This is a genomic window from Pimelobacter sp. 30-1 (genome assembly GCF_018831735.1).
GTDB lineage: Bacteria > Actinomycetota > Actinomycetes > Propionibacteriales > Nocardioidaceae > Nocardioides.
This window is the reverse complement of the sequence record NZ_NHTS01000003.1, coordinates 742,260-766,675: the sequence shown is the minus strand read 5'-3', so window position 1 is coordinate 766,675 and position 24,416 is coordinate 742,260. Positions and strand designations below refer to the sequence as shown.

General features: G+C 74.0%; 17 protein-coding genes. 13 read left to right on the top strand and 4 right to left on the bottom strand.

The annotated features are described in order from the left end of the window. Positions 1 to 234 precede the first annotated feature (234 nt). Positions 235 to 2,055 carry a phosphoenolpyruvate carboxykinase (GTP) gene (locus tag CCO04_RS09040; protein WP_215813743.1) on the top strand — a complete coding sequence of 607 codons (1,821 nt, stop codon included), beginning with the start codon at positions 235 to 237 and terminating at the stop codon, positions 2,053 to 2,055. Between the two features lie 37 nt (positions 2,056 to 2,092). On the opposite strand, the gene CCO04_RS09035 is transcribed toward CCO04_RS09040, so the two are convergent. Continuing rightward, positions 2,093 to 2,632 carry a TetR/AcrR family transcriptional regulator gene (locus tag CCO04_RS09035; RefSeq protein ID WP_215813742.1) on the bottom strand — a complete coding sequence of 180 codons (540 nt, stop codon included), beginning with the start codon at positions 2,630 to 2,632 and terminating at the stop codon, positions 2,093 to 2,095. Positions 2,633 to 2,714: 82 nt separating this feature from the next. On the opposite strand from CCO04_RS09035, the gene CCO04_RS09030 reads away from it, so the two are divergent. Both CCO04_RS09030 and CCO04_RS09025 read left to right on the top strand, forming a co-directional pair. Then, positions 2,715 to 3,377 carry a 1-acyl-sn-glycerol-3-phosphate acyltransferase gene (locus CCO04_RS09030; RefSeq protein ID WP_215813741.1) on the top strand — a complete coding sequence of 221 codons (663 nt, stop codon included), beginning with the start codon at positions 2,715 to 2,717 and terminating at the stop codon, positions 3,375 to 3,377. Between the two features lie 7 nt (positions 3,378 to 3,384). After that, positions 3,385 to 4,530: a zinc-binding dehydrogenase gene (locus CCO04_RS09025; RefSeq protein ID WP_215813740.1), complete on the top strand. Its 1,146-nt coding sequence runs from the start codon at positions 3,385 to 3,387 to the stop codon at positions 4,528 to 4,530. 16 nt (positions 4,531 to 4,546) lie between these two features. On the opposite strand, the gene CCO04_RS09020 is transcribed toward CCO04_RS09025, so the two are convergent. Both CCO04_RS09020 and CCO04_RS09015 read right to left on the bottom strand, forming a co-directional pair. After that, positions 4,547 to 4,933, bottom strand: a complete 387-nt coding sequence (locus CCO04_RS09020; RefSeq protein WP_215813739.1) for a hypothetical protein — start codon at positions 4,931 to 4,933, stop codon at positions 4,547 to 4,549. Positions 4,934 to 5,062: 129 nt separating this feature from the next. Then, positions 5,063 to 6,784 (bottom strand): FAD-binding dehydrogenase, encoded by a 1,722-nt coding sequence (locus CCO04_RS09015; RefSeq protein WP_308281167.1) that lies wholly within the window; start codon positions 6,782 to 6,784, stop codon positions 5,063 to 5,065. 98 nt (positions 6,785 to 6,882) lie between these two features. On the opposite strand from CCO04_RS09015, the gene CCO04_RS09010 reads away from it, so the two are divergent. After that, positions 6,883 to 9,879: an MMPL family transporter gene (locus CCO04_RS09010; RefSeq protein WP_215813737.1), complete on the top strand. Its 2,997-nt coding sequence runs from the start codon at positions 6,883 to 6,885 to the stop codon at positions 9,877 to 9,879. A 2-nt stretch (positions 9,880 to 9,881) separates the two neighbouring features. After that, the gene (locus tag CCO04_RS09005; RefSeq protein WP_215813736.1) at positions 9,882 to 10,469 is read left to right on the top strand and encodes a TetR/AcrR family transcriptional regulator; all 588 of its coding nucleotides are present in this window, start codon (positions 9,882 to 9,884) and stop codon (positions 10,467 to 10,469) included. Here the strand turns inward: CCO04_RS09005 and CCO04_RS09000 are convergent. Beyond that, a complete protein-coding gene (locus CCO04_RS09000; RefSeq protein WP_215813735.1) occupies positions 10,445 to 12,028 on the bottom strand; it encodes an adenylate/guanylate cyclase domain-containing protein in 1,584 nt (527 codons plus the stop codon). The two genes, CCO04_RS09005 and CCO04_RS09000, sit on opposite strands and share 25 nt — an antisense overlap. 48 nt (positions 12,029 to 12,076) lie before the next feature. On the opposite strand from CCO04_RS09000, the gene CCO04_RS08995 reads away from it, so the two are divergent. The 8 genes from CCO04_RS08995 to recD are packed head-to-tail and all read left to right on the top strand — an operon-like array spanning position 12,077 to position 24,371. After that, a complete protein-coding gene (locus tag CCO04_RS08995; protein WP_215813734.1) occupies positions 12,077 to 12,574 on the top strand; it encodes a nuclear transport factor 2 family protein in 498 nt (165 codons plus the stop codon). Further along, positions 12,571 to 13,062, top strand: coding sequence for a PGPGW domain-containing protein (locus tag CCO04_RS08990; protein WP_215813733.1), 492 nt, complete (start codon positions 12,571 to 12,573; stop codon positions 13,060 to 13,062). The genes CCO04_RS08995 and CCO04_RS08990 overlap by 4 nt, the downstream gene beginning before the upstream one ends. A gap of 3 nt (positions 13,063 to 13,065) precedes the next feature. Further along, positions 13,066 to 13,647 (top strand): sugar O-acetyltransferase, encoded by a 582-nt coding sequence (locus CCO04_RS08985; RefSeq protein ID WP_215813732.1) that lies wholly within the window; start codon positions 13,066 to 13,068, stop codon positions 13,645 to 13,647. After that, positions 13,644 to 14,588 carry a patatin-like phospholipase family protein gene (locus CCO04_RS08980; protein WP_308281166.1) on the top strand — a complete coding sequence of 315 codons (945 nt, stop codon included), beginning with the start codon at positions 13,644 to 13,646 and terminating at the stop codon, positions 14,586 to 14,588. Before CCO04_RS08985 ends, CCO04_RS08980 begins: the two co-directional genes overlap by 4 nt. Next, on the top strand, positions 14,581 to 15,798 hold the full coding sequence (locus tag CCO04_RS08975) for a TetR/AcrR family transcriptional regulator (RefSeq protein ID WP_215813731.1): 1,218 nt from the start codon (positions 14,581 to 14,583) through the stop codon (positions 15,796 to 15,798). Before CCO04_RS08980 ends, CCO04_RS08975 begins: the two co-directional genes overlap by 8 nt. A 10-nt stretch (positions 15,799 to 15,808) precedes the next feature. Then, complete coding sequence (gene recC, locus CCO04_RS08970; RefSeq protein ID WP_215813730.1) at positions 15,809 to 19,201, top strand: exodeoxyribonuclease V subunit gamma; 3,393 nt, start codon at positions 15,809 to 15,811, stop codon at positions 19,199 to 19,201. Beyond that, a complete protein-coding gene (locus CCO04_RS08965; protein WP_308281165.1) occupies positions 19,198 to 22,578 on the top strand; it encodes a UvrD-helicase domain-containing protein in 3,381 nt (1,126 codons plus the stop codon). Before recC ends, CCO04_RS08965 begins: the two co-directional genes overlap by 4 nt. Beyond that, a complete protein-coding gene (gene recD, locus CCO04_RS08960; protein ID WP_215813729.1) occupies positions 22,575 to 24,371 on the top strand; it encodes an exodeoxyribonuclease V subunit alpha in 1,797 nt (598 codons plus the stop codon). The genes CCO04_RS08965 and recD overlap by 4 nt, the downstream gene beginning before the upstream one ends. The last annotated feature ends 45 nt before the right edge of the window (positions 24,372 to 24,416 follow it).

The window sequence follows — 24,416 nt, the reverse complement described above, 5'->3', positions numbered from 1 at the left end:
CACGCCAATCCCCAGCAGGGCCGGGGATTGGCACGATCCAAGGATCAGCGCCGTCTGCGCGCTGTGGAAAACGGGGTTCCCGCCGATGTGCGTCAGCGCAAAACGGGTGTCATGGTGACTGTCACGCGGACGACGGTGTCCACGGATCGCACGATTCGAACCCCGGAAAAACCCGGGTGGGCTGTGGGGTAGCGTGCCCACACCTTGTCAAGGACCGAAAGGCTGGCGAAGCAAATGGTTGATGTGGAGCGGACGCTCGACGAGGCGGGTCTTACCAACCCCCACGTTCGTGAGTACGTCGCACACTGGGCCAACATCACCGGAGCAGAGCGCATCGAGGTCGTGTCCGCGGCCGACGACGCGCGGCTGGTCCAGGAGTCCCTGGAGGCGGGCGAGCTCCTGCCGGCCGGCGAGGGTCTCTACTACTCGCGTTCCTACTTCAAGGACACCGCGCGCGCTGAGGAGCGCACCATCGTCGCGACCTCCAACGAGGCCGACAAGGGCATCTACAACAACTGGAAGCCCGCCGCCGAGATGAAGCCGAAGCTCGTCGAGCTGATGACCGGCGCCTCGGCGGGCAAGACGATGTACGTCATCCCCTACCTCATGTCGCCGAAGGGCTCGCCGGTCGAGAAGTTCGCCGCCGGTGTGGAGCTGACCGACAACCGCAACGTCGTCCTCCAGATGATCCGCATGGCGCGGGTCGGCGTGGAGTACATCAACGACCTCGGCGACTCGTTCGTCAAGGCCGTGCACGTGACCGGCGACCTGGAGAACCTCGGCCAGGGCACGCCCGACGACAAGCGCTACTTCGTGACCGTCGCCGACGAGCGCACGATCCTGCACTTCGGTTCGTCCTACGGCGGCAACGCGCTGCTCGGCAAGATCGCCCACGGTCTGCGCCAGGGCTCCTTCGACGGCTGGAAGAACGGCTTCCTGGTGGAGCAGTTCATGCTGCTCGGCATCACCGACAAGGAGACCGGCAAGAAGTACAACATCTGCGGTGGCTTCCCGTCGGCCTCGGGCAAGACGAACCTCGCGATGACGCTGGCTCCCGACGCCCTCGGTGACCGCTACTACGTCGAGTTCTACGGCGACGACATCGCGTGGATCTGGGTCGGCGACGACGGCAAGCTCTACGGCATGAACCCGGAGAACGGTGTCTTCGGTGTCGCCAAGGACACCAACGAGAAGACGAACCCGACGGCGATCGACTCGATCGTCCCCAACACCGGGGCCATCTTCACCAACGTCGCCTACAACCCCAAGACCCAGGAGGTCTGGTGGGAGGGCAAGGGCGACAAGCCGACCGACCTCGACGGCTGGGAGGACTGGAAGGGCGACATCATCGCCGACCGGGCCCCCGAGGACGCCGACGCTCCGTGGGCGCACCCGAACAGCCGGTTCACCACGACCCTGGCCAACGTCCCGAACGTCGCCAAGGACTTCGAGGACCCGGCCGGTGTCGAGATCCACGGCATCATCTTCGGTGGCCGTACCCGTGACCGCGAGCCGCTGATCCGCGCGATCACCGACATCGCCGAGGGCGTCTACGACGGCCTCACCCTGGGTGCCGAGGCCACCGCGGCGGCCGACGGCCTCGAGGGCGTGCTCCGCTACGACCCGATGTCGATGCGTCCGTTCATGTCGTACTCCGAGGCCGACTACGCTGCGCACTGGCTCGAGGTCATCGGCCGCGCGACGACGAAGCCGATCTTCGCCCACGTCAACTGGTTCCAGCGCGGCGAGGACGGCCGCTTCCTGTGGCCGGGCTACCGCGAGAACCTGCGGCCGCTCAACTGGCTGATGGAGTTCCTCAACGGCGAGGTCGAGGGCGTGCAGACCGCCGTCGGCGTCCTGCCGAAGCGCGAGGAGCTCAACCTCGAGGGTCTCGACGAGCAGAGCCTGGCCGACCTGGACACGCTGCTCACGATCGACGTCCCGCGCTGGCAGCAGGAGATGGGCTTCCGCGAGAAGCACCTCGCGCAGTTCGACGGTCTCCCCGAGGAGATCTGGGAGGCGCACCGCCGCGTCGCCAAGGCGCTGGAGGCCTGATCCTCGGTCTCTACAGGCTGTTCGCAGCACCCCGGTTCTACAGAACCGGGGTGCTGTGCTTTTCGAGCAGGACGTCGAGCGCCCGCTCCGGGTCGATGCCGGTGGGCTCGGTGGCGCGCCGGCTGGTGAGTGCGGCCAGGCCGTGGATCGCCGACCAGAGGGCGAGGCACTCGGCGGGCTCGGGCGTACGGCCGGTGGTGCGGGCGAGGGTGGCGCCGAGGTCGGCGAACCAGCGCCCGGTGATCTCGCGCAGGTGCCCGCCGGCGCCCTCGAGCAGGTCGTGGCGGGTGATCAGGTCGAACATCTCCGGTCGGCTCCGGGCGAAGGCGAGGTAGGCCCGCGCCGCCCGGCGCAGGTCGTCGTCGGCCAGCGCGGGCGCGATCGTGGTGTCGAGATCCTCCAGGCCGCCGCGGGCGATCGCCGCGAGCAGCGCCTGGTACGTCGGGAAGTAGCGCCGCGGCGCTCCGTGCGAGACGCCGGCCGCGGCGGCGATCGAGCGCAGCGAGACGCCCTGGTGGCCGTGCGCCTCCAGGAGCTCGGTGCCGACGGTGATCAGGCGGTCGCGGGCGGAGGTCACCTAGACAGTGTCTACGGCGGCGGGGCAGACTGCTAGTAGACAGTGTCTACTCGTCGTCGATCTCGGCCCCAGGAGGGTGCGTGTGTGGTTCTGGTTGCTCAAGTGGGTCCTGCTCGGTCCGGTCGTGCGCTGGTACGCCCGGCCCCGGGTGCACGGCCGGCACCACGTGCCGGTCACGGGGCCGGTGATCGTCGCGGCCAACCACCAGGCCGAGATCGACTCGCTCGTGCTCGCGCTGGTGCTGCCGCGCCCGCCGCGGTTCCTGGCCAAGGCGGAGTACTACGCCGGCGGTCGGCCCGGTCTGCGCGGGCGGTTCGATCGCTGGCTGTGCACGGTGACCCACCAGATCCCCGTCGACCGGGACGGCGGCACCGCGGCGTCGGCGTCGTTGGCCGCCGCCGAGCGGCTGCTGCGCGAGGGCGGGGTCTGGGCGATCTACCCGGAGGGCACTCGCTCGCCCGACGGGCGGCTCTACCGCGGGCACACGGGCGTCGTCCGGGTCGCGCGGGCGGTGCCCGGCGCGGTGGTGCTGCCGGTGGGTCTGGTCGGCGCGGCGGCGGTCGATCCGCCGTACCGGAGGGGGTGGCGGCGCGGGCGGGTGACGGTGAGCGTGGGGGCGCCGGTCGACGTCTCGGCCGCGGTCGGCGACGTCCGGGCCGCGACGGACCTGCTGATGGCGCAGATCGGGGCGCTGTCCGGCCAGCGGCCGCTGGCGCACTACCCGCCGCGGCGCCAGGCGGCATGATGGCCCCGTGCGCGCCGTCATCTGTCACCAGGCCCAGCTGAGCGTCGAGGAGCTCCCGGACCTCACGCCCGTCGAGGGCCAGATCCTGCTCGACGTCGAGCGCTGCGGGATCTGCGGCTCCGACCTCCACGCCCGGACCCACTGCGACGAGACCGCCGCCGACGCCGCGGCCCTCGGGTACGACGCGTTCATGCGCTCGACCGACCGCGTCGTGATGGGCCACGAGTTCGTCGGCACCGTCGTCGACTACGGCCCGCGCACGCGCCGGCCGTTCCCGGTCGGCGCGCGCGTGGTCGCGCTGCCGGTGCTGCGCAGCGGCGCCGACGTTCACCTGACTGGGCTCTCGGAGCAGGCCTCGGGCGGCTACGCCGAGCAGGTGCTTGTCAACGCCTCGATGACGATGCGCGTGCCCGACGGGCTCGACGCCGACGCGGCGGCACTGACCGAGCCGATGGCGGTCGCCCTGCACGCCGTACGCCGGGGGCAGGTGGGGGCCCGGGACACCGCCGTGGTCATCGGCTGCGGACCGATCGGCCTCGCCGTCATCGCGATGCTCAAGGCGACCGGCGTCAAGCACGTCATCGCCAGCGACTTCTCGCCCGGCCGCCGGGCCCTGGCCGAGCAGATGGGCGCCGACGATGTCGTCGACCCGGCGGCCGCCTCACCGTGGTCCTCGTTCGACGACTCGCGCTACCTCACCGAGGCGATCGCCCTCGCCGAGCTCGGCCTCGACGCCATGGACAAGCTGCGCGCCGTCCCCCTCCTGCCCTGGGCGCACCTCATGCGCGCCGCCGAGAAGGTCGGCGCCACCCCGCGCGGCCCGGTCGTCTTCGAGTGCGTCGGCGTGCCCGGGATGATCGAGCACATCGTCTCGTCGGCGCCGCTGCTCTCGCGCGTGGTCGTCGTCGGGGTGTGCATGGGCGAGGACTCCTTCCGGCCCTCGATGGCGATCAACAAGGAGATCGACCTGCGCTTCGCCTTCGCCTACGACCCGAGCGAGTTCCACCAGACGCTGCAGTGGATCGCCTCGGGGAAGGTCGACGTACGGCCGCTCGTCACGGGCGTCGTCGGGCTCGACGGCGTGGCCGGGGCGTTCGAGGACCTGGGCGACCCGGAGCGCCACGCCAAGATCCTGGTGGACCCGCGCCGCTGAGGCGCCTGCCCCCGCCTCAGGCCGCGGTGGACCGCAGCAGGTGGCCCTTGACGATCTTGAGGTCGTCCTCGACGGAGCAGAGCCGGTGCTCGACGGCGCCGAGGCGGTGCTCGACACCATCGATGCGGAGGGTCAGGACCTCGGCAACGTGATCGATCTTGGCGTCGAGGCGGTGCTCAAGGCTGTCGATCCGCGCGTCGAGACGCTGCTCGAGGCCGTCGATCCGGGTGTCCAGCCGGGCGCCGAGGCCAGCGATCTGTGCCTCGAGGCGGTCGCTGCGCCCCTCGTGCTTGGCGTCGAGCGCACGGATCTCGGCGGTGAGGGAGCGCGCGAGCAGCCCGAGCCCGCCCAGCATCATCGCGCTGAACAGGCCGAGCACGGTCCAGACCTGGGGTTCGCTCATCCAATCCACCTCTTCAGTGTGCGACGGGTGAGGCGAAGGTTGCCAGGGTGTGAGGCCGGGAGCCATCGACGATTCGCGTGCTGTGGAGGACGGGCCCGGTGGGGCGGGGTTGTGGACGGTCGGTGGTGGTCAGCCGGCGGCGATGGCCCGGCCGGCGGCGCGGCCGGAGAAGATGCAGCCGCCGAGGAAGGTGCCCTCGAGGGCGTTGTAGCCGTGGACGCCGCCGCCGCCGAAGCCGGCGACCTCGCCGGCGGCGTAGAGGCCGGGGACCACCGCGCCGGAGGCCGAGATGGCGCGGGAGGAGAGGTCGGTGGCGATGCCGCCGAGGGTCTTGCGGGTCAGGATGTTGAGCCGTACGGCGATCAGCGGCCCGTGCTCGGGGTCGAGGACCTTGTGCGGCTTGGCGACCCGGATCAGCTTGTCGGTGCGCGAGCGGCGGGCGTTGTTGACCGCCATCAGCTGGAAGTCCTTGCTGAAGCCGTTGTCCAGCTCGGCGTCGCGCGCCTCGATCTGGCGACGCAGGACGTCGACGTCCAGCTCGGGGCCGCGGGCCGGCGCATCGGCGGCGACGACGGCGTTCATCCCCGCGACGAGTGACTCGAGGGTGTCGGCGACGACGAAGTCCTTGCCGTCGGTCTTGAACTTCTCGACCGGGGCCGGGGCGCCCTTGGCGAGCCGGGCCTTGAGCATCACCTTGATGTCCTTGCCGGTGATGTCGGGGTTCTGCTCGGAGCCCGACAGCGCGAACTCCTTCTCGATGATCGACTGGGTGAGCACGAACCACGTGTAGTCGTAGCCGGTGGCGCCGATCGTGGCGAGCGTGCCGAGGCTGTCGAAGCCCGGGTAGTTGGGGGCGGGCAGCCGCTGGCCGGTCGCGTCGAACCACAGCGCCGACGGGCCGGGGATGATCCGGATGGCGTGGTCGGGCCAGATCGGGTCCCAGTTGTGGATGCCCTCGGTGTAGTGCCACATCCGGTCGGAGTTGACCAGCCGCGCGCCGCCGGCCTCGGCGATGCCCAGCCCGCGCCCGTCGACGTACGCCGGCACGCCGCTGATCATGTGCTGTGGGGCCGGTCCGAGCCGGTCGGCGGGCCAGTTGTCGCGGATCAGCTGGTGGTTGTGGCCGATGCCGCCGGTCGTGACGACGACCGCCGGTGCGCGCAGCTCGAAGGTGCCGGTCTCGACGCGGGTCGAGGCGACGCCGCGCTCGGCCGTCGACGGCTCCAGGACCGCGCCGCGGACGCCGACCACGGCGCCGTCGGCGACGACCAGCTCGTCGACCCGGTGCCGGAAGCCGAAGCGCACCAGCCCGGCCTCCTCGGCGGCGAGCACCGGCTCCAGGAAGACCCGGACCACCTCGGGGCCGGTGCCCCAGGTCAGGTGGAAGCGCGGGACGGAGTTGCCGTGCCCCGAGGCGTCGCCGCGGCCGCGCTCGGCCCAGCCGACGAAGGGCAGCACCTTGAGGCCCAGCGCGCGCAGGTAGTCGCGCTTCTCGGTGGCCGCGAAGCGGACGTACGCCTCGGCCCACTGGCGTGCCCAGTGGTCCTGGCCCGGCGTCCCGTCGCCGTCGGGGGCGACCCGGTCGAAGCCGGCCGAGCCCTGCCAGTCCTGCCAGGCGAGCTCGAAGGAGTCCGTGATCCCCATCCGCCGCTGCTCGGGGGAGTCGACGAGGAAGAGCCCGCCCAGCGACCAGAACGCCTGCCCGCCGAGGTTGGCGCGGTTCTCCTGGTCGAGCACGAGCACGCGCTTGCCCGCGCGGGTCGCCTCGTACGTCGCGACGAGTCCGGCGAGGCCGGACCCCACGACGATCGCGTCCGGCTCGAATCCCTGGTCCACCGCTCCCTGGCTCACGCGGGGAGCCTGCCACATCCGGCCGCCGGAAAGCCGCAGGGCGTGGTCCGCGCCACAGTTCCTTGCCAGTGGCAAGGAACCGGTTCTAGTTTCCGGGCATGGCTCCCCCCGAGGGCGACCGCGTCGCTCGCTACGCCCGCTTCGCCGTACGACGAGCCGGGTGGGTCGTGCTCGCCTGGCTGGTGGTCACGGTCGTGATGAACACCGCCGTCCCCCAGCTCGAGGAGGTCGCCGGGCGCGACTCCTCGCCGATGGTGCCCAAGGACGCGCCGTCGATGCAGGCGGTCGCCGCGATGGACGAGGCCTTCGGCAGCGGGCGCAGCGAGAGCTTCATCGTCGTCGCGATGGAGCGCACGTCGGGGCTGACCAAGGCCGACACCCGGTACGCCGAGGACCTGGTCACCGAGCTGGAGAAGGACACCGACGACGTCGCCTTCGTCCAGGACGTACGCCGCCCCGAGCTGCGCGAGGCCCTGACCAGCACCGACCGCCAGGCCCGCTACCTCCTCGTCGGGATCACCGGCGCCACCGGCGCTCCGGCGTCGCTGCGCCAGGTCGGCGCGGTCCGCGAGATCGCGCGCGAGCACGCACCGGACGGACTGACCGTCGAGGTGACCGGCCCGACCGCGACGGTCGTCGACCTGGCCACCGAGACCGAGCACAGCGTCCTGCGGATCACCGTCGTCACGATCGGCCTGATCGCGCTCATCCTGTTCCTGATCTACCGCTCGTTCGCGATCCCGGTGCTCATCCTCGGCGTGGTCGGGATCGGGCTCGGCCTCGGCCGCGCGGTGGTGGCGTGGTGCGGGATGGAGGACTTCTTCGCGGTCTCGACGTTCAGCGGCTCGTTCCTGACCGCGATCGTGCTGGGGGCGGGCACCGACTACGCGGTGTTCCTGGTCGCGCGCTACCACGAGCAGCGCCGCCTCGGCGTCGAGCCGACCCGGGCCGCCGCGATCGCCGCGAGCCGCGTGGGCTCGGTGATCGCGGGCTCCGCGATCACCGTCGTGCTCGCCGCGATGACGATGGCGATCGCGGACCTGGGCTTCTTCAACACGACCGGTCCGGCGATCGCGGTCAGCATCGCGGTCAACCTGTTCGTCAGCCTCACGCTCACCCCGGCGCTGCTCGCGCTGGCCGGGCGCCGCGGCTGGGCCGAGCCCCGTGAGTCCAAGGCCGCCGGTGTCTGGCAGCGCGTGGCCGGCCTCGTCGCGGCCCGCCCGGGCCGGATGCTCGCCGCCTCGCTGGTCCCCCTGGCGCTCCTGGCGGCGCTCTTCCCCCTCACCGACCTCTCGTACGACGTCCGCGACCCGCTGCCCGACGGCGCCGAGAGCAATCGCGGCTACGCCCTGCTGGCGCGGCACTTCCCGGTCAACGAGGTGCTCCCGGACTACGTCGTGATCCAGGCCGACCACGACCTGCGCAACTCCCGCGACCTCGCGCTCATCGAGCGCGCGTCCGCGGCCGTCGCCCAGCACGACGGCGTGGCGCTGGTCCGCGGCATCACCCGCCCGCTGGGCGAGCCGATCACCGAGGCGTCGGTCGCCTACCAGTCCGGGCTCGTGGGCGACCGGCTCGACCAGGCGACGACCAAGGTCGCCGAGGGCGCGGCCGGAGCGGACGAGCTGGCCGACGGCGCCGGACGCCTCGACGACGGCGCGGGCGAGCTCGCCCGGGGTGCGGACCAGGCGGTGACGGGCGCCGACCGGATCGCGACCTCGACCGCGCGCCTCTCGCGCGGCATGGACAGGCTGCTCGACGGCGCCGACGCGGCCGTCGCCGGCACCGGGGACCTCCGCACCGGCGCGACCACTCTCGCCGACGGCCTCACCACGGCCGCCGACCAGGTGCAGCTCGCGGTCGACGGGCTCGCCCTCGTCCACGACGCGCTCGCGACCAAGAGCCTCACGTGCAACCTCGATCCCGCCTGCCGCAAGGCCCGCACGGGCATCAAGCAGATCTGGGAGGCCCAGCGCGACCAGCTCCTGCCGGGGCTGCGCGAGGCCGCCCGCGGTGCGCGCACGCTCGCCTCGGGGACCGGCGACCTGCGCGCCGGACTGCGCCAGCTGCGCTCCGGGCTCGCCCAGGCCCGGACCGGTACGACGCAGCTCGCCGCCGGCCAGCGCACGTTCGCCGACCGCCTGGGCGAGCTGTCCACGGGAGCCGACCAGCTCGCCGAGGGGACCGGCCGGCTGCGCGGCGGCACCCAGCAGGTCGCCGCCTCCCTGCCCGAGCTCGAGGAGGGCCTCGCCGCCGCGGCGCGCCACCTGCGCACCACCAGCAGCCAGGCCGACGACCCGGCCAGTGGCGGCTTCTACCTGCCGCCGACCGCCCTGGAGCGGCAGGACTTCGCGGCGGCCAGCCGGCTCTTCGTCTCCCCGGACGGCCGGACCGCGCGGATCGCCGTGCTCGGCACGACCGACGCCTTCGGCCCCGAGGCCGCGGACCGCTCGGCCGAGATCCGCACGATCGTCGCCACGTCGTTCAACGGCACCCGGCTCGCCGGCGCGGACGTCGCGACGACCGGCATGCCGAGCACCAACGCCGACCTGCGGCGCTACTCGATGTCGGACCTGCGCACCATCGCGACCTTCGCGCTGATCGCGGTCTTCCTCGTCCTGCTCCTGCTGCTGCGCAGCCTCGTCGCGGCGTTCACGCTCATGGCCACGGTCGTCCTGTCGTACGTCGCCGCGATCGGGCTCTCCGTCCTCGTCTGGCAGTACGGGCTGGGGATCCAGCTCGACTGGACCGTCGCCGCGGTCGCGTTCGTCGTCCTCGTCGCCGTCGGCGCCGACTACAACCTGCTGCTGACCAAGCGCATGCACGAGGAGGCGCCCGACGGATCCGCGGCGGGCATCGCGCGGGCGACGGCCGCCACGGGCGGCGTGATCACCACCGCGGGCGTGATCTTCGCGGTCAGCATGATGGCGCTCATGGCCGGGCGGGTGACCACGATCGGCCAGGTCGGGTTCACCATCGCGGTCGGCCTGCTGCTCGACACGTTCGTCGTGCGCTCGCTCCTCGTGCCCGCGATCGCTACGTTGCTGGGAAAGCGGCTGTGGTGGCCGCAACGGACTCGGGCAGCAGAGGGATGATCATGAGACAGGCCGACCTGCGGGAGCGGCTGATCCGCGCGGCGGAGCAGGAGATCGCGGCCTGCGGCCCGGCCAAGGCGAGCCTGCGGGCCATCGCGCGGCGGGTCGGGGTGTCCCACCAGGCCACGGCGCACCACTTCGACGACCGGGCGGGGCTGTTCACGGCGCTGGCGGTCGAGGGCTTCGAGCTGCTCCTCGACCGCACCCGGACGGCGGTCGCGGGCGTCCCGGCCGACGGTGGGCGCCAGGTGACGGCCGCCGGAGTCGCCTACGTCGAGTTCGCCGACCGGCAGCCGACGATGTTCGACGTGATGTTCCGCCCCGAGCTGCTGCACGCCGACGACGCCGGGCTGTGCGCGGTCCGGCTGACCCACCGGGCGCTGCTGCTCGACCTCGTCGGCGCCGCGCAGGGCACCGGCTGGGCCGCGTCGGTGCCGACGGAGGAGCTCGTCACCATCGGCTGGGCGACCGTGCACGGGCTGGCCGTGCTCCAGCGCGACGCCCAGCTGACCGCCGTACCGACCGAGGTGGACCTGGATCCGGCCAAGCTGCTCGTCGTGATCGGTCAGGCGCTCGACGCGCTGGCCTGAACCGCCAGCCGGGTGGGCGTCGCCCGCCCGCGCAGCGTCACCTCGCCGTGCTCGCGCCAGTACGCCGCCTCGTCGGGACCCGCGGCCTCGACCGAGGCCCACGCGGCGAGCACGCCGCCGGGGACGTCCTTGGCGAGGTCGGTGAGCCGGGCCGCGGAGTTCACGGCGTCGCCGATCACGGTGTACTCGAAGCGCTGCTCGTGACCGACATTGCCGGCGACGACCTGGCCGGTCGCGATCCCGATGCCGGCGCCCACCTCGGGCACCTCGGCCGCCAGCCGGACCGCCATGGCGCGGGCGGCCGACAGCGCCGCCGCGGCATGATCGGGGTGCTCGACGGGTGCTCCGAAGACCGCCAGCACCGCGTCGCCGATGAACTTGTTGACCAGGCCGTGGTGCCGGTCGACCTCGTCGACCACCACGCCGAAGAACCGGTTGAGCACCGCCACGACCTCGGTCGGACCGTGCTCGGTGGCGTACGTCGTGGAGCCGACCAGGTCGACGAAGAGCACCGAGCAGGTGCGGGTCTCGCCCCCCAGCTCGATCTCGCCCGCGCCGAGGGCCGCCGCCGCGGCGGCGACCTCCTGGCCGACGTGGCGGCCGAACAGGTCGCGGATCTGCTCGCGCTCCTGGAGGCCGGTGACCATGTCGTTGAAGCCGCTCTGGAGCTGGCCGAGCTCGGTGCCGTCGTACACGACGACGTCGGTGTCGAGGTGGCCCGCCTCGACGGCGCGCATGGCGTCGCGCACCGACAGCAGGGGAGCGACGACGGACCGCGCGTTGAGGTCGGTGAGCAGGAAGCCGAACAGCAGCACGATGACGCACACGATGATGGTCACGACGGCGAGCTGGTCGAGCGTGGCGTCGTTCCCGCTCGGGGTGAGCGCCAGGATCGCGGCGATGAGCAGGCCGACGATCGGGGCGCCGGTGCCGAGGGTCCAGAAGATCGCCATCCGCGGGCCGACCCCGACGCCGCGGATCCGCTGGGTCACCCGCACGTCGCTCAGCGCGCGGGCCGCGATCGGGCGCAGCGAGAACTCGGTGAACAGGTAGGAGATCCCGGCCACCACCATCGCGCCGATGCTCACCGTCAGCGCCGTGCCGAGGATGCGCGAGGGCTGCAGGATGATCGTGAGCACCGTGAACAGCACCGTGCCGACCAGCCACATCGTCAGCTGCATGACGGTCAGCGTCAGCGGCACCCGCAGCGCCCGGGCCCGCTGGGTCCGGTCGGGGTCGACGCCGGGCTGGGTGGCCCACCGCAGCGCGCGCAGCGAGGTCGTCGTCCCCCAGACCGCGCCGATCGCCGCCGCGACGAAGACGTACGTCGGGATGGCGATCGCGAGCGCGATGACCATCTCCCGGTTCGGGGCCGGTGAGGGGATCGCCCAGGTGTTGATGACGAACACCACGAGGGCGCCGATCAGGTTGGTCCCGACGAGCAGCACGGTCAGCAGCACCTGGATGCGGATCCGCAGGCGGCGCGGCTGCTGGTCGCGCGGACCGAGGATCCGCGAGCCGAAGGGGCTGCGCCGGGGAGAGGAGGACCGACGCGGCATGAGGCGAAGCGTAGTGCGCCGTTGCGCGCCTCTGGTTGGATCGGGGTCATGACGACGTCTGCCGCCGAGATCACCGAGGCCTACGCCGCCTTCCACGAGAAGGTCGCGGGCTTCGCCGCGTCCGGCGACTGGACCGGCTACGCCGACCTGTTCACCCCCGACGCGGTCTACGTCGAGCACGCGATGGGCACCTTCACCGGGCGCGACGAGATCCGCGAGTGGTCGGTGCGCACCATGACGTCGTACCCCGGGCGGTTGATGCCGGAGTTCCCGATCTCCTGGCAGGTCGTCGACGCCGACGCCGGCCGCCTCGTCTGCGAGGTGCTCAACCCGATGCCCGACCCGGGCGACGGCACGATGCTGACCGAGCCCAACATCACGATCATGACCTACGCCGGCGACGGCCTGTTCTCCGGCGAGGAGGACGTCTACAACCCCCTGCGCTTCCACGCGATGGCGCAGAAGTGGGCTCGGATCGCCGCCGCCCACGACAACGCCGACGAGGACGTCCTCAGCTGGCTCGACAAGTTCGGTGGTGGACGGTGACGGGGGCGGCCAAGCGCCTGCTCCTCGAGGTCCTCGGCTGGCTCCTGCTCGTCGCGGGCGTCGCGGCGCTCGTCCTGCCGGGACCGGGGCTGCTGCTGATGGCGGCCGGTCTGGGCGTGCTGTCCCAGCAGTACACCTGGGCCGAGCGGCTGCTCGACCCCGTCCTGCTGCGCGCCCTGCGGGCCGCGGCCGAGGGGGTCGAGACCTGGCCGCGGGTGATCATGTCGACGATCTTCGCGCTGGGCATCGGCGCCTTCGGTGTCGCGTGGCTGCTCGACCCGGACACGCCGGACTGGTGGCCGATCGCCGAGCGCTGGTGGCTCCCGGGCGGCGTCTGGACGGGCATCACCCTGCTGTTGTCCTGCGTCATCGCGCTGGCGCTGATCGTCTACTCGTTCCGCCGCTTCCACGGCAAGCCCGAGGCGCGGGCCGCGCTGGAGGGTGAGATCGACGAGGCCGACGAGCGCCGTCACCACGAGGACGACTGAGCGATGACCGGCCCGGACGACGACAGCCGCAGCATGCGCGAGCGGATGCTCGCCGGCGACCTCTACCTGGCCGACGACCCCGACCTCGTCGAGGCCTACCTCCGGGCCCAGGACCTCACGACGGCCTACAACGCGACGACGGCCCGCGAGCGCGACCGGCGCCACGAGCTCCTCGGCGAGCTGCTCGGTGCCGTGGGCGAGGACACCGGCATCCGGCCGCCGCTCCACGTCGACTACGGCAGCCAGGTGACGATCGGGGCGCGCTCGTTCGTGAACTTCGGCCTGGTGGCGCTCGACGTCGCCCCCATCGTGATCGGGGACGACGTCCAGATCGGCCCGAACGTCCAGCTCCTGACGCCGCTGCACCCGCTCGAGGCCGGTCCCCGGCGCGACAAGTGGGAGTCGGCCCGGCCCATCGAGATCGGCGACAACGTCTGGCTCGGCGGCGGCGTGATCGTCTGCCCCGGCGTCACCATCGGTCCGAACACCGTGGTCGGTGCCGGCTCCGTCGTCACCCGCGACCTGCCTGCGGGCGTGCTGGCGGTGGGCAACCCGGCGCGTGTGGTGCGGGAGCTTCCGGCGTGAGCACCCTGATCGTGCCGCTGGCCACGGTGCTGCGCGAGCGGCTGCGCACCGGCAGCCGGCCGGGGCAGCGCGACGACGGGCACCGCGTGGCGCTGGCGATCGAGGGCGGCGGCAGCCGGGCGGCGTACTCGGCGGGGATGGCGCTGGCCATCGACGAGGCCGGCCTGACCGACGCCTTCGACCACGTCTACGGCACGTCCGGCGGGGCGCTCAACGGTGCCTGGCTGCTCACCGGTGAGGGCCGCAAGTGGCTGCGCAGCTGGGCCTGGCCCGAGGTCGCGGCGGCCAAGGTGACCGACCCGCGGCGGATGCTGCGCGGCCGGCCGGTTGTCGACCTCGCCCGCCTGGTGCACCACGTCTACGAGTCGATCACCCCGATGGACTTCGACGCGATCATCGCCAACCCCATCGGCTTCCACCCGATCGCGACCGACGCGGCGACCGGCGTGGCGGCCGACCTCGCGCCCTACGTCACCGACCGGCTCAGCGCCCAGACTGCGCTGCGGGCGAGCTCGTGCATCCCCCTCCTGGCCGGCCCTCCGGTCCGGGTCGGCGACCGGCGCTACGTCGACGGCGGTCTCTCCGAGGGCGTGCCCTTCCGCACGGCGCTCGCCCAGGGCGCCAGCCACGTGCTGGTCCTGCGGACCCGGCGCGCCGACCAGTGCGCCGTACCGCCCTCCCGCGTCGAGCGGGCGCTGCTCGCGCCCTACTTCCTGCGGCACGGGCGGGCCGCGGGTGCGGCGCACGTCGGGCGCCACCGGACCTATGCCGACGACGACCGGCGGCTCGCGGCGGGGACCCGGGCCGACGTACCGACGCTCGTCGAGGTGCGGCCCGCGCTCGGATCGCCCGATGTGACGCGGCTCAGCGGCGACCTCAAGAGCATCGACGCCGCCATCGACCACGGACGCGCGGTGATGCAGGCCTTCCTCGATGGCTGAGCCCGGTCCGGGCGCGCAGCGCCGGCCCCGCAACCGCAAGGAGCTCATCGTCGCTGCGGCGGCCCGGCAGTTCGCCCGCCGGGGCTATCCCGACGCCTTCGTCGCCGACATCGCGGCCGAGGTCGGCATCACCGCCTCGGCGCTCTACCGCCACTTCGGGGGCAAGGCCGCGCTGCTCGTCGCCGCCATCGAGCTCGAGATCGCCCAGCTCGCCGAGGCGTACGACGCCCCGCCGGAGCTCTCCGCGCTGCTCGACCACGCGGCCCACCACCTGCTGCGCCCCGGCCGCCCGCACGCGCTGTGGGATCGCAACGCCCGCTTCCTCGACCCGGCCCGGCGTGACGAGCTCGCCGCCCGCTACGGCACGTCGCTCAAGCCGCTGCGCAGCGCGCTCGCCACGGCTCGGCCCGACCTGGGCCGGGCGGACGTCGTCGCGCTGTCGGTCGCGGTGCACGCCGTCCTCGACAGCGGGCGGGCCTACGAACGGGCGACCGTCGAGGAGCCGCGCGCGGGTCAGCTCATGGTGGCCGCGGCTGCTGCGGTGGCCGAGGTGCCCTGGCTGCCGCAGGCCGATCCGGTGGTCCCGCCGCCGGCGCTGCCGGCACCGCCTCCCGGCGCCTCGGGCGGGCTCCAGCCGGCGTCCCGGCGCGAGGCCGCGCTCGCGGCCGCCGTACGGCTGTTCGCCGAGCGGGGCTACGAGGTCGTCGGCATGGACGACATCGGCGCCGCCGCGGGGATCTCCGGGCCGACGCTCTACCACCACTTCCCGGGCAAGTCGGCGATCCTCGTCGAGGTCATCACGCGCTGCCTCGACGCGCTCTACTTCGACCTCGCCGCGGTGCTGGCCGGGACCGACGACGCCGCCACGGCGCTCGACCGGACGCTGGCGTCGTTCGTCCGGATCAACCTCGCCCAGGGCGACGCGCTGTCCCCGCTGTTCACCGAGATCGGCAACGTGCGGCCCGAGGAGCGGGCGCCGATCCGGCGGGCCCAGCAGGACTACGTCAACGAGTGGGCGGTGCTGCTCACCGCCGTTCGTGACGACCTCACCGCGGCCGACGCGCAGGCACTGGTGCGTTCGGCGCAGATCGCGGTCAACACCCTGCGGCGCTACCTGCCGGTCGGACCGGCCGATCAGTGGGTCCTGCTGTGCCGGGTCGGTCGCGCGGTGCTCGGGCTGCCCGACGATTCCGTCGGGCCCATGTCCTAGCCTCGCCTCGATGACCCTGCACCTCCACCGCGCCGCGCGGACCGACCTGCTCGCCGACGAGCTCGGCGGGCTGCTCGCGACGCCGCTGGACGACCCGTTCGCCAGCGAGGTCGTCGTGGTGCCGGCGCGGGGGGTCGAGCGGTGGCTCACCCAGCGGCTCTCGCACCGGCTCGGCACGGGCGCGCGTGGGGGCGACGGAGTGTGCGCGGGGGTGCGCTTCCTCCAGCCGGCCTCGCTGGTCGGGCTGCTGCTGGGGCGTGAGCGGGACGACCCGTGGCACCCGGACCGGCTGGTCTGGCCGCTGCTGGCGACGATCGACGACGTGCTCGGTGAGCCGTGGTGCGCGACGCTGGCGACCCACCTCGGGCACGGGCTCGACGGTGAGGAGGGCGAGCTGCGGCGCAGTCGCCGGTGGTCGGTCGCGCGGCGGCTGGCCGAGCGCCTCACGTCGTACGCCGTCCAGCGCCCGGCGCTCGTGCGCGACTGGCGCGAGGGGCGCGACACCGACGGCACCGGCGAGCAGCTGGCCGACGACCTGCGTTGGGAGGCCGAGCTGTGGCGCCGGCTGCTCGCGCGGATGGCCGCGGCCGGGCACACCGAGGCGCCCGACCAGCGCCACGAGCGGGTGTGCGCGACGCTGCGCGCGGGTGGGGCCGACGGCCTCGACCTGCCGGGGCGGCTCTCGCTGTTCGGGCACACCCGGCTGCCGGCGACCGAGGTCGACCTGCTGGTCGCGCTCGCGGCCCACCGCGACGTCCACCTCTGGCTGTCCCAGCCGTCCGCGGCGCTCTGGGACGCGGTGACCGCGGCCGGCGTCCCGGTCGGCCCGCGCGACACCTGCGGCTCCGCCGAGCTGGCCGAGCACCCGCTGCTCGCCTCGCTGGGGCGCGACTCCCGCGAGCTGGCCACCGTCCTCGGGGCGCGGGTGCGGGCCGGTGAGGCCGACGACGCCGGTACGGCGCCCGACCCGGTGCCGCCCGCGGACCTGCTCGGCTGGCTCCAGTCCGACCTGCGCGCCAACCAGGCGCCCGACGAGGCCACCCGCGCCGGGCGGGTGCTCGCCGCCGATGACCGGTCGGTCCAGGTCCACGCCTGCCACGGTCCGGCCCGCCAGATCGAGGTGCTGCGCGAGCTGCTCGTCGGTCTGCTCGAGGACGACCCGACGCTCGAGCCGCGCGACATCGTCGTGATGTGCCCCGACATCGAGACCTACGCACCGCTCTTCTCGGCCGGCTTCGGCCTCGGTGACCTGATCGGTGACGAGCGCACCGACGACGCGCTCCATCCCGCGCACCGGCTGCGGGTCCGGCTCGCCGACCGTGCCGCGAGCAGCACCAACCCGCTGCTGGGCGTGGCGGTCGCGCTCGTCGAGCTGGCCGGTGGCCGGGCGACCGCGTCCCAGGTGCTCGACCTGCTGTCCCGGCCGGTGTGCCGGCGGCGGTTCGGGTTCGGCGACGACGACCTGGCCCGGATGACCCGCTGGGTCGCCGAGGCCGGGATCCGCTGGGGCGTCGACGCCGGACACCGCGCGTCCTACGCGATGGAGGGTTTCGAGCACAACACCTGGCGAGCCGGCCTCGACCGGCTCCTGCTCGGTGTCGCGATGAGCGACGACGACCACCGCCACGTCGGGCGCGGGCTGCCCGTCGACGACATCGCCAGCGGCGAGATCGAGCTCGTCGGCCGGCTCAGCGAGGCCGTCGCCCGGCTGGCCGGCTGCCTCGACGCGCTCGGCCGGGCCGAGGCGGCCGACGCGTGGTTCGCCGCGATCGCCGACGGCGTGCGCGACCTGTGCGAGGTCGACGCCGACGACGCCTGGCAGCTGCCGCAGTTCGAGCGCGAGCTCGCCCGGGCCCGCGCCAGCGCCGACGAGAGCGACCCCGGCGTACCGCTCCGGCTGGCCGACGTCCGCGCGCTGCTCCAGGCCCGCCTCGCCGGTCGCCCCACGCGCGCCAACTTCCGGACCGGGATGCTCACCGTCAGCACCCTCGTCCCGATGCGCTCGGTGCCCCACCGGGTGGTGTGCCTGGTCGGTCTCGACGACGGCGTCTTCCCGCGGACCAGCGGCGTCGACGGCGACGACGTGCTCGCCCGGCGTCCGCTCGTGGGCGAGCGCGACCTGCGCGGCGAGGACCGCCAGCTCCTGCTCGACGCCGTGCTCGCGGCGGGGGAGCGGCTGATCATCACCTACACCGGCGCTGCCGAGCACACCGGCCAGGAGCGGCCGCCCGCCGTACCGCTGGGCGAGCTGGTCGACGCCCTCGACCGCACCGCGGCCACCCCGGCCCGGCCGGTCGTCGTCGTGCGGCACCCGCTCCAGGCCTTCGACCCGCGCAACCACACCGCCGGCGCCCTGGTCGGTGCCGGGGCGTTCAGCTTCGACCGGGCCTCGCTGGCCGGGGCGCGGGCGGCGGTCCGCGAGCGCACCGCGCCGCCGCCGTTCCTGGCCGACCCGCTGCCGCCGGCCCCCGCCTCGGCCGGGGACGTGACGCTCGCCGACCTGGTCGGCTTCGTGCACCGCCCGGCCCGGACCTTCCTGCGCCGGCGCCTCGACGTGGCCACGCCGTTCGAGCCCGACCAGGTCGCCGACGCGATCCCGGTCGCGCTCAACGGGCTCGAGGTCTGGCAGATCGGCGACCGGCTGCTGCGCGAGGTCCTCGCCGCCGACGACCCGGCCGCCACCGCGACCGCCGTGATGACCGCCGAGCAGCTGCGCGGCTCGCTGCCGCCCTTCGACCTCGGCCGGGCGGCGCTGACCGACGTGGTCAAGGAGTGCCAGGAGCTGTTCGCCCGCAGCGCCGCCCTGCGGGCCGGCACGCCGCGCACGGTCGACGTTGACGTCGACCTGGGCGGCGGACGCCGGCTCACCGGCACCGTCCCCCGCGTCCACGGCAACCAGGTCGTCTCGCTGTCCTACTCGCGGCTCAAGCCCAAGCAGCGCCTGGCCTCCTGGCTCGACGTGCTGGCGCTGACCGCCACCCACCCCGACGAGAACTGGACCGGCCACGCCGTCGCCCGCGCCAAGGCCGGCCCCCAGCGCGCGCTCGTCGGCCCGATCGACCACCGGGCGACCGAGTGGCTCCACGCCCTGGTCGCGCTCTACGACGAGGGGCTGACCCGGCCGCTGCCGATGCCCCTCGACACCGCCTACGCCTGGGCCGACGCCCACGCCAAGGAGCTGCGCGGCATGGACGCCGACCCGGTCGAGGCCGCCGCCCGCGCCTGGGTCACCGACCCGTTCAACCAGTGGGGGATCAAGGGTGAGGACGACGACCCCGCCCACCGCCGCGTCTACGGCCACTCCGCGCCCGTGACCGCGCTCGTCGACGCCGGGCTGGCGTCGTACGCGTGGACGGTGTGGGAGCCGTTGCTCGCCGGCGCCGAGAAGGTGGGCCATCTGTGACCACCCCGATGACGCCGTTCGACATCCGCGGCCCGCTGCCCACGGGCACCACCCTGCTCGAGGCCAGCGCCGGCACCGGCAAGACCTGGACGATCGGCGCGCTCGTCACCCGCTACGTCGCCGAGGAGGGCGTGCCGTTGGAGCAGCTCCTCGTCGTCACCTTCGGGCGGGCGGCCAGCCAAGAGCTGCGCGAGCAGGTCCGGCACCAGCTCGTCGAGGCCGAGCGCGCCCTGGCCGGTACGCCGGACGACGTGCCCACCGACGTCATCGAGCACCTGCTCGACTGCGCCCCCGACGAGCGCGCGCGGCGCCACCGCCGGGTGACCCAGGCGCTGGCCGACTTCGACGCCGCGACCATCGCCACGATCCACCAGTTCTGCTCGCTGGTGCTCGACTCGCTCGGCGTCGCCGGTGACACCGACGCCCGGGCCCGGCTGGTCGACAACCTCGACGACATGTTGGTCGAGGTCGTCGACGACCTCTACCTGCGGGCCTTCGCCCAGACCAGCGAGGCGCCGGCCTTCTCCCACGCCGACGCGCTCGCGATCGCCCGCACCGTCGTCGCCGACCCGCAGGCGCGGCTCGAGCCCACCGACGTCCCGCGCGACCAGGTCGCCGGCCGCAAGGTCGCCTTCGCCACGGCCGTGCGGGCCGAGCTCGACCGGCGCAAGCGCCGCCTCGGCGTGCTCTCCTATGACGACCTGCTCTCCCAGCTCGCCGAGGCGCTCGAGCCGGTCGACTCCCCGGCCCGGGCGCGGATGCGCACCCGCTGGAAGATCGTCCTCGTCGACGAGTTCCAGGACACCGACCCGGTGCAGTGGCAGGTCTTCGACCGGGCGTTCTCGGGCCACGCGACGATGGTGCTCATCGGTGACCCCAAGCAGGCGATCTACGCCTTCCGGGGCGGTGACGTGACGACCTACCTCACCGCCGCCGAGACCGCCGAGGTCAAGCAGACGCTCGGCGTCAACCGGCGCAGCGACGCCGGCCTGATCGACGCCTTCGGCCGGCTCCTGGGTGGCGCCGAGCTCGGTGACCCGCGCATCGTCGTCCACGACGTGACGGCCCACCACCAGGAGTCGCGCCTGGTCGGAGCGCCCCGCCCGGCGCCCTTCCGCATGCGCGTCGTGCGCCGCGAGACCTTCGGCAAGCGCGGGACGACCGCGCTGCCCGTCGCCAAGGTGCGTCCCCACATCGCGCGCGACCTGGCCCACGACGTACGCGAGCTGCTCGCGGCCGAGCCGACCTTCGACGGGCGCCGGTTGCGGCCCGACGACATCGCGGTGATCTGCTACCGCCACGCCGATCTGGCCGCCGCGCGCAGGGCGCTGCTCGACGTCGGCGTGCCGGCCGTCATCGCCGGCGGCGGCAGCGTCTTCGCCACCCCGGCCGCCACCGAGTGGCTCTCCCTGCTCGAGGCGCTGGAGCAGCCGCACCGCACGCCGCGGGTCCGGGCCGCGGCCCTCACCTGCTTCCTCGGGTACGACGCCACCACCCTCGACGCGGGCGGCGACGACCTCTCCGACGAGCTGGGCGACCGGTTGCGGTCGTGGTCCGAGGCGCTCGCCCGGCGCGGCGTGGCCGCCGTCCTCGAAGCCGCCACGTCCGGCGGCCTGCCGGCCCGGCTGCTCGGCCAGGTCGGTGGCGAGCGGACCCTCACCGACGTCCGCCACATCGGCGAGGTGCTCCACGAGATCGCCCAGCGCGACCAGCTCGGCGCGGTGGCGCTGCTCGCCTGGCTGCGCGACCAGGTGCTCGAGGCCCGCGAGGGGCGCGGCACCGAGCGGACCCGCCGCCTCGACTCCGACGCCGACGCGGTCCAGCTCGTCACGATCCACGCCAGCAAGGGCCTCCAGTACCCCGTCGTCTACCTGCCCTCGCTCGCCGACCGCTGGGTCGGCAAGCCCGACCGGCCGCTGTTCCACGACGCCGACGGACGCCGCACCCTCGATGTCGGCGGCTCCGGCCCCCACTGGGCTGAGCACTGCCGGCGCTGGGCCGACGAAGAGGCGGGCGAGTGGCTGCGCCTGCTCTATGTCGCGCTCACCCGCGCCCAGAGCCAGGTCGTCGCCTGGTGGGCGCCGACCCGCAACGCCGAGGCCTCGCCCCTCCACCGGCTGCTGCTGCGCGAGCCCGCCGCCGACGGCTCGGGCCTGCGCGCCCAGGTGCCCCCGCTCCCGCCGCTGCCCGACGAGGACGCGGCCGCCCGTCTGTTCGCCACCTGGCGCGACCGCGGCGGTCCCCAGCCCGAGGTGGCCGAGCCGGTGCCGCTCAGCGCGGCGCTCCCCGCGGAGCCGCCGGCCGCGCTCACCGCCCGCACCTTCACCCGCGGGGTCGACACCGAGTGGCGCCGGACGTCGTACTCGGCGCTGAGCCGGGTCGACCTCGGCGGACCCGGGGCGCCCGAGGCGGTCGACAGCGAGCCCGAGGTGCGGGTCAAGGACGACGAGGCGCTGCCCGACCTGCCCGCGCCCTCCGCGGCCGAGGACGACCCGGCGCTCGCCGTACCCTCGCCGATGGCGGGCCTGCCCGTCGGCGCGACCTTCGGCTCCCTCGTGCACGGCGTCCTCGAGCACGCCGACCCCGGCGCCGCCGACCTCCGCGCCGAGCTGCTCACCCAGATCGACGAGCAGCTCACCTGGTGGCCGGTCGACCTCGCGCCCGACGAGCTCGCCGACGCCCTCGTCCAGGTGCTCGACACCCCGCTCGGACCGCTGCTCGACGACACCACGCTGCGCGCGATCGGTACGGCCGACCGGCTCTGCGAGCTCGACTTCGAGCTGCCGCTGGCCGGGGGCGACGATCCCGCGCCCACGAGCGCGACCGTGCTGCTCGGCGACATGGCGGCCCTGCTGCGCCGGTACCTGCCCGAGGGCGACCCGGTGCGGGCCTACGCCGACACGCTCGACAACCCGCTGCTGGGCGGTCAGGTGCTGCGCGGCTACCTCACCGGGTCGATCGACGTGGTGCTGCGGCTGCGCGACGGCGCCACCGCTGCCGCCGACGCTCGCTATGTCGTGGTCGACTACAAGACCAACTGGCTGGGCCCGATGGCCGACGAGCTCGCCGGGCCGCTGACCGCCGGCGCCTACCGGCCCGAGGCGCTCGACGAGGCGATGGGGCACTCCGACTACCCGCTCCAGGCGCTGCTCTACGCCGTCGTGCTCCACCGCTTCCTGCGCTGGCGCCAGCCGGGCTACGACCCCGAGCGCCACTTCGGCGGCGTCGTCTACCTCTACCTGCGCGGCATGTGCGGGCCGCAGACCCCGCGCGTCGACGGTGCCCCGACCGGGGTGTTCACCTGGCAGCCGCCGGTCGCGCTCGTCACCGCACTGTCCGACCTGCTCGACGGCGCATCCCCGGAGGCCGGCCGATGACCGAGATCTTCGAGCCCACCTCGGCCCACGACCCGCGCCTGGCGCGCGGGCTCGACGGGCTGCTCGGGGCGTTCAACGCGGCCGGTGTGGTCGACGCGGCCGACGTACGGGTCGCGGAGCGGGTGGCGGCCCTCGCCCACGAGGACGACGACCGGGTCCGGCTGGCGGCCGCGCTCGCCGTACGGTCGGTGCGGGCGGGTTCGGTCGGCCTCGACCTCGCCGCGCTGCCCGACCTCGGCGAGCTCGCCCAGACCGCCGACCTCACCTGGCCCGACCGCGCCGCGTGGACCGCCGCCATCGCCGACTCCGCGCTCGTCGCGGCCGGCGTGCTGCACGTCGAGCACGACCTGGTCTACCTCGACCGCTACCACCGGCTCGAGCGGCAGGTCGCCGACGACCTGGGCGCGCGGATCGCGCTCGGCGCCCCCGCGGTCGACGACGCCGTCCTCGCCGAGACCCTGCGCCGGGTCAGCGGCGAGCACCTCAGCCCCGAGCAGGCCGCCGCGGTCGAGCACGCGGCGCGGCACCGGACGACGGTCCTCACCGGCGGACCCGGTACCGGCAAGACCACCACCGTGGCCCGTCTGGTGCTCGCGCTCCACGACCAGTTCGCGCTCACCCACGAGCGACGGATGTCGGTCGCGCTCGCCGCGCCGACCGGCAAGGCCGCGACCCGGCTCCACGAGGCGGTCGGGGCCGAGCTCGGCGCGCTGGGCGCGCTCGGTGACGGGGCCCACCAGCTCGCCGTACCCGAGGCGATGACCTTGCACCGCCTGCTCGGCTGGCGTCCCGACAACGCCACCCGGTTCCGGCACGGGCGCGACAACCGGCTCAAGTACGACCTCGTCGTGGTCGACGAGGCGTCGATGGTCGACCTGACGATGATGGCCCGGCTGCTCGAGGCGGTCCGCCCCGAGACCCGGCTCGTGCTCGTCGGTGACCCGCGCCAGCTGACCTCGGTCGGCGCCGGCGCGGTGCTCTCCGACCTGGTCGCCGGGTTCGCCGGCCACCCGGACTCGCCGGTCGTCGCCCTCACCGAGAACCACCGCTCGACCGAGCAGATCAAGGACCTCGCCGCTGCCCTGCGCGACGACTCACCCGATGCGGCCGACCGGGTGCTCGCCGTCCTGCGGGCGGGGACGGGCGAGGTCGCCTACGTCGAGACCGACGACCCGGTCTCCGCGCTGCGCGACGAGTGCACCGCGGCGGCGGTCCGGGTCCGCGAGGCGGCCGTCGAGCGGGGACCGGAGGCCGCACTAGCCGAGATCGAGCGGTTCCGGCTGCTCTGCGCCCACCGGGACGGCCCCTACGGCGTCCACGTCTGGAACCGCCATGTCGAGCAGTGGCTCGCCGACGAGCTCGCCGCCCCGCTCGGCTCCGCCTGGTACGCCGGCCGCCCGCTCCTGGTCACCAGCAACGACTACGCGCTCGACATCTACAACGGCGAGACCGGGGTGGTCGTGACCGATCCCTCCGGCCGGCCCCGTGCCTGGATCGCCGGCGCGGGGGCGCCCCGCCCCTTCGCGCCCGCCCGGCTCGACGCGATCGAGACGATGCACGCGATGACGATCCACAAGAGCCAGGGCAGCCAGGCCACCCGGATCGCGGTGCTGCTGCCCGACGAGGGCTCCCGGCTGCTGACCCGCGAGCTGTTCTACACCGCGGTCACCCGGGCCCGGGAGAGCGTGCTGGTCGTGGGCTCCGAGGCCGCCGTACGGGCCGCGGTCGAGACGACCGCACAGCGGGCGACCGGGCTCCGCCAGCGCCTCGCCGGGCCCGTCGTACCGGACTAGGAGGGCGGCGCGCCCGCCGTGCCCAACCGGTGGGCCCGCCACACC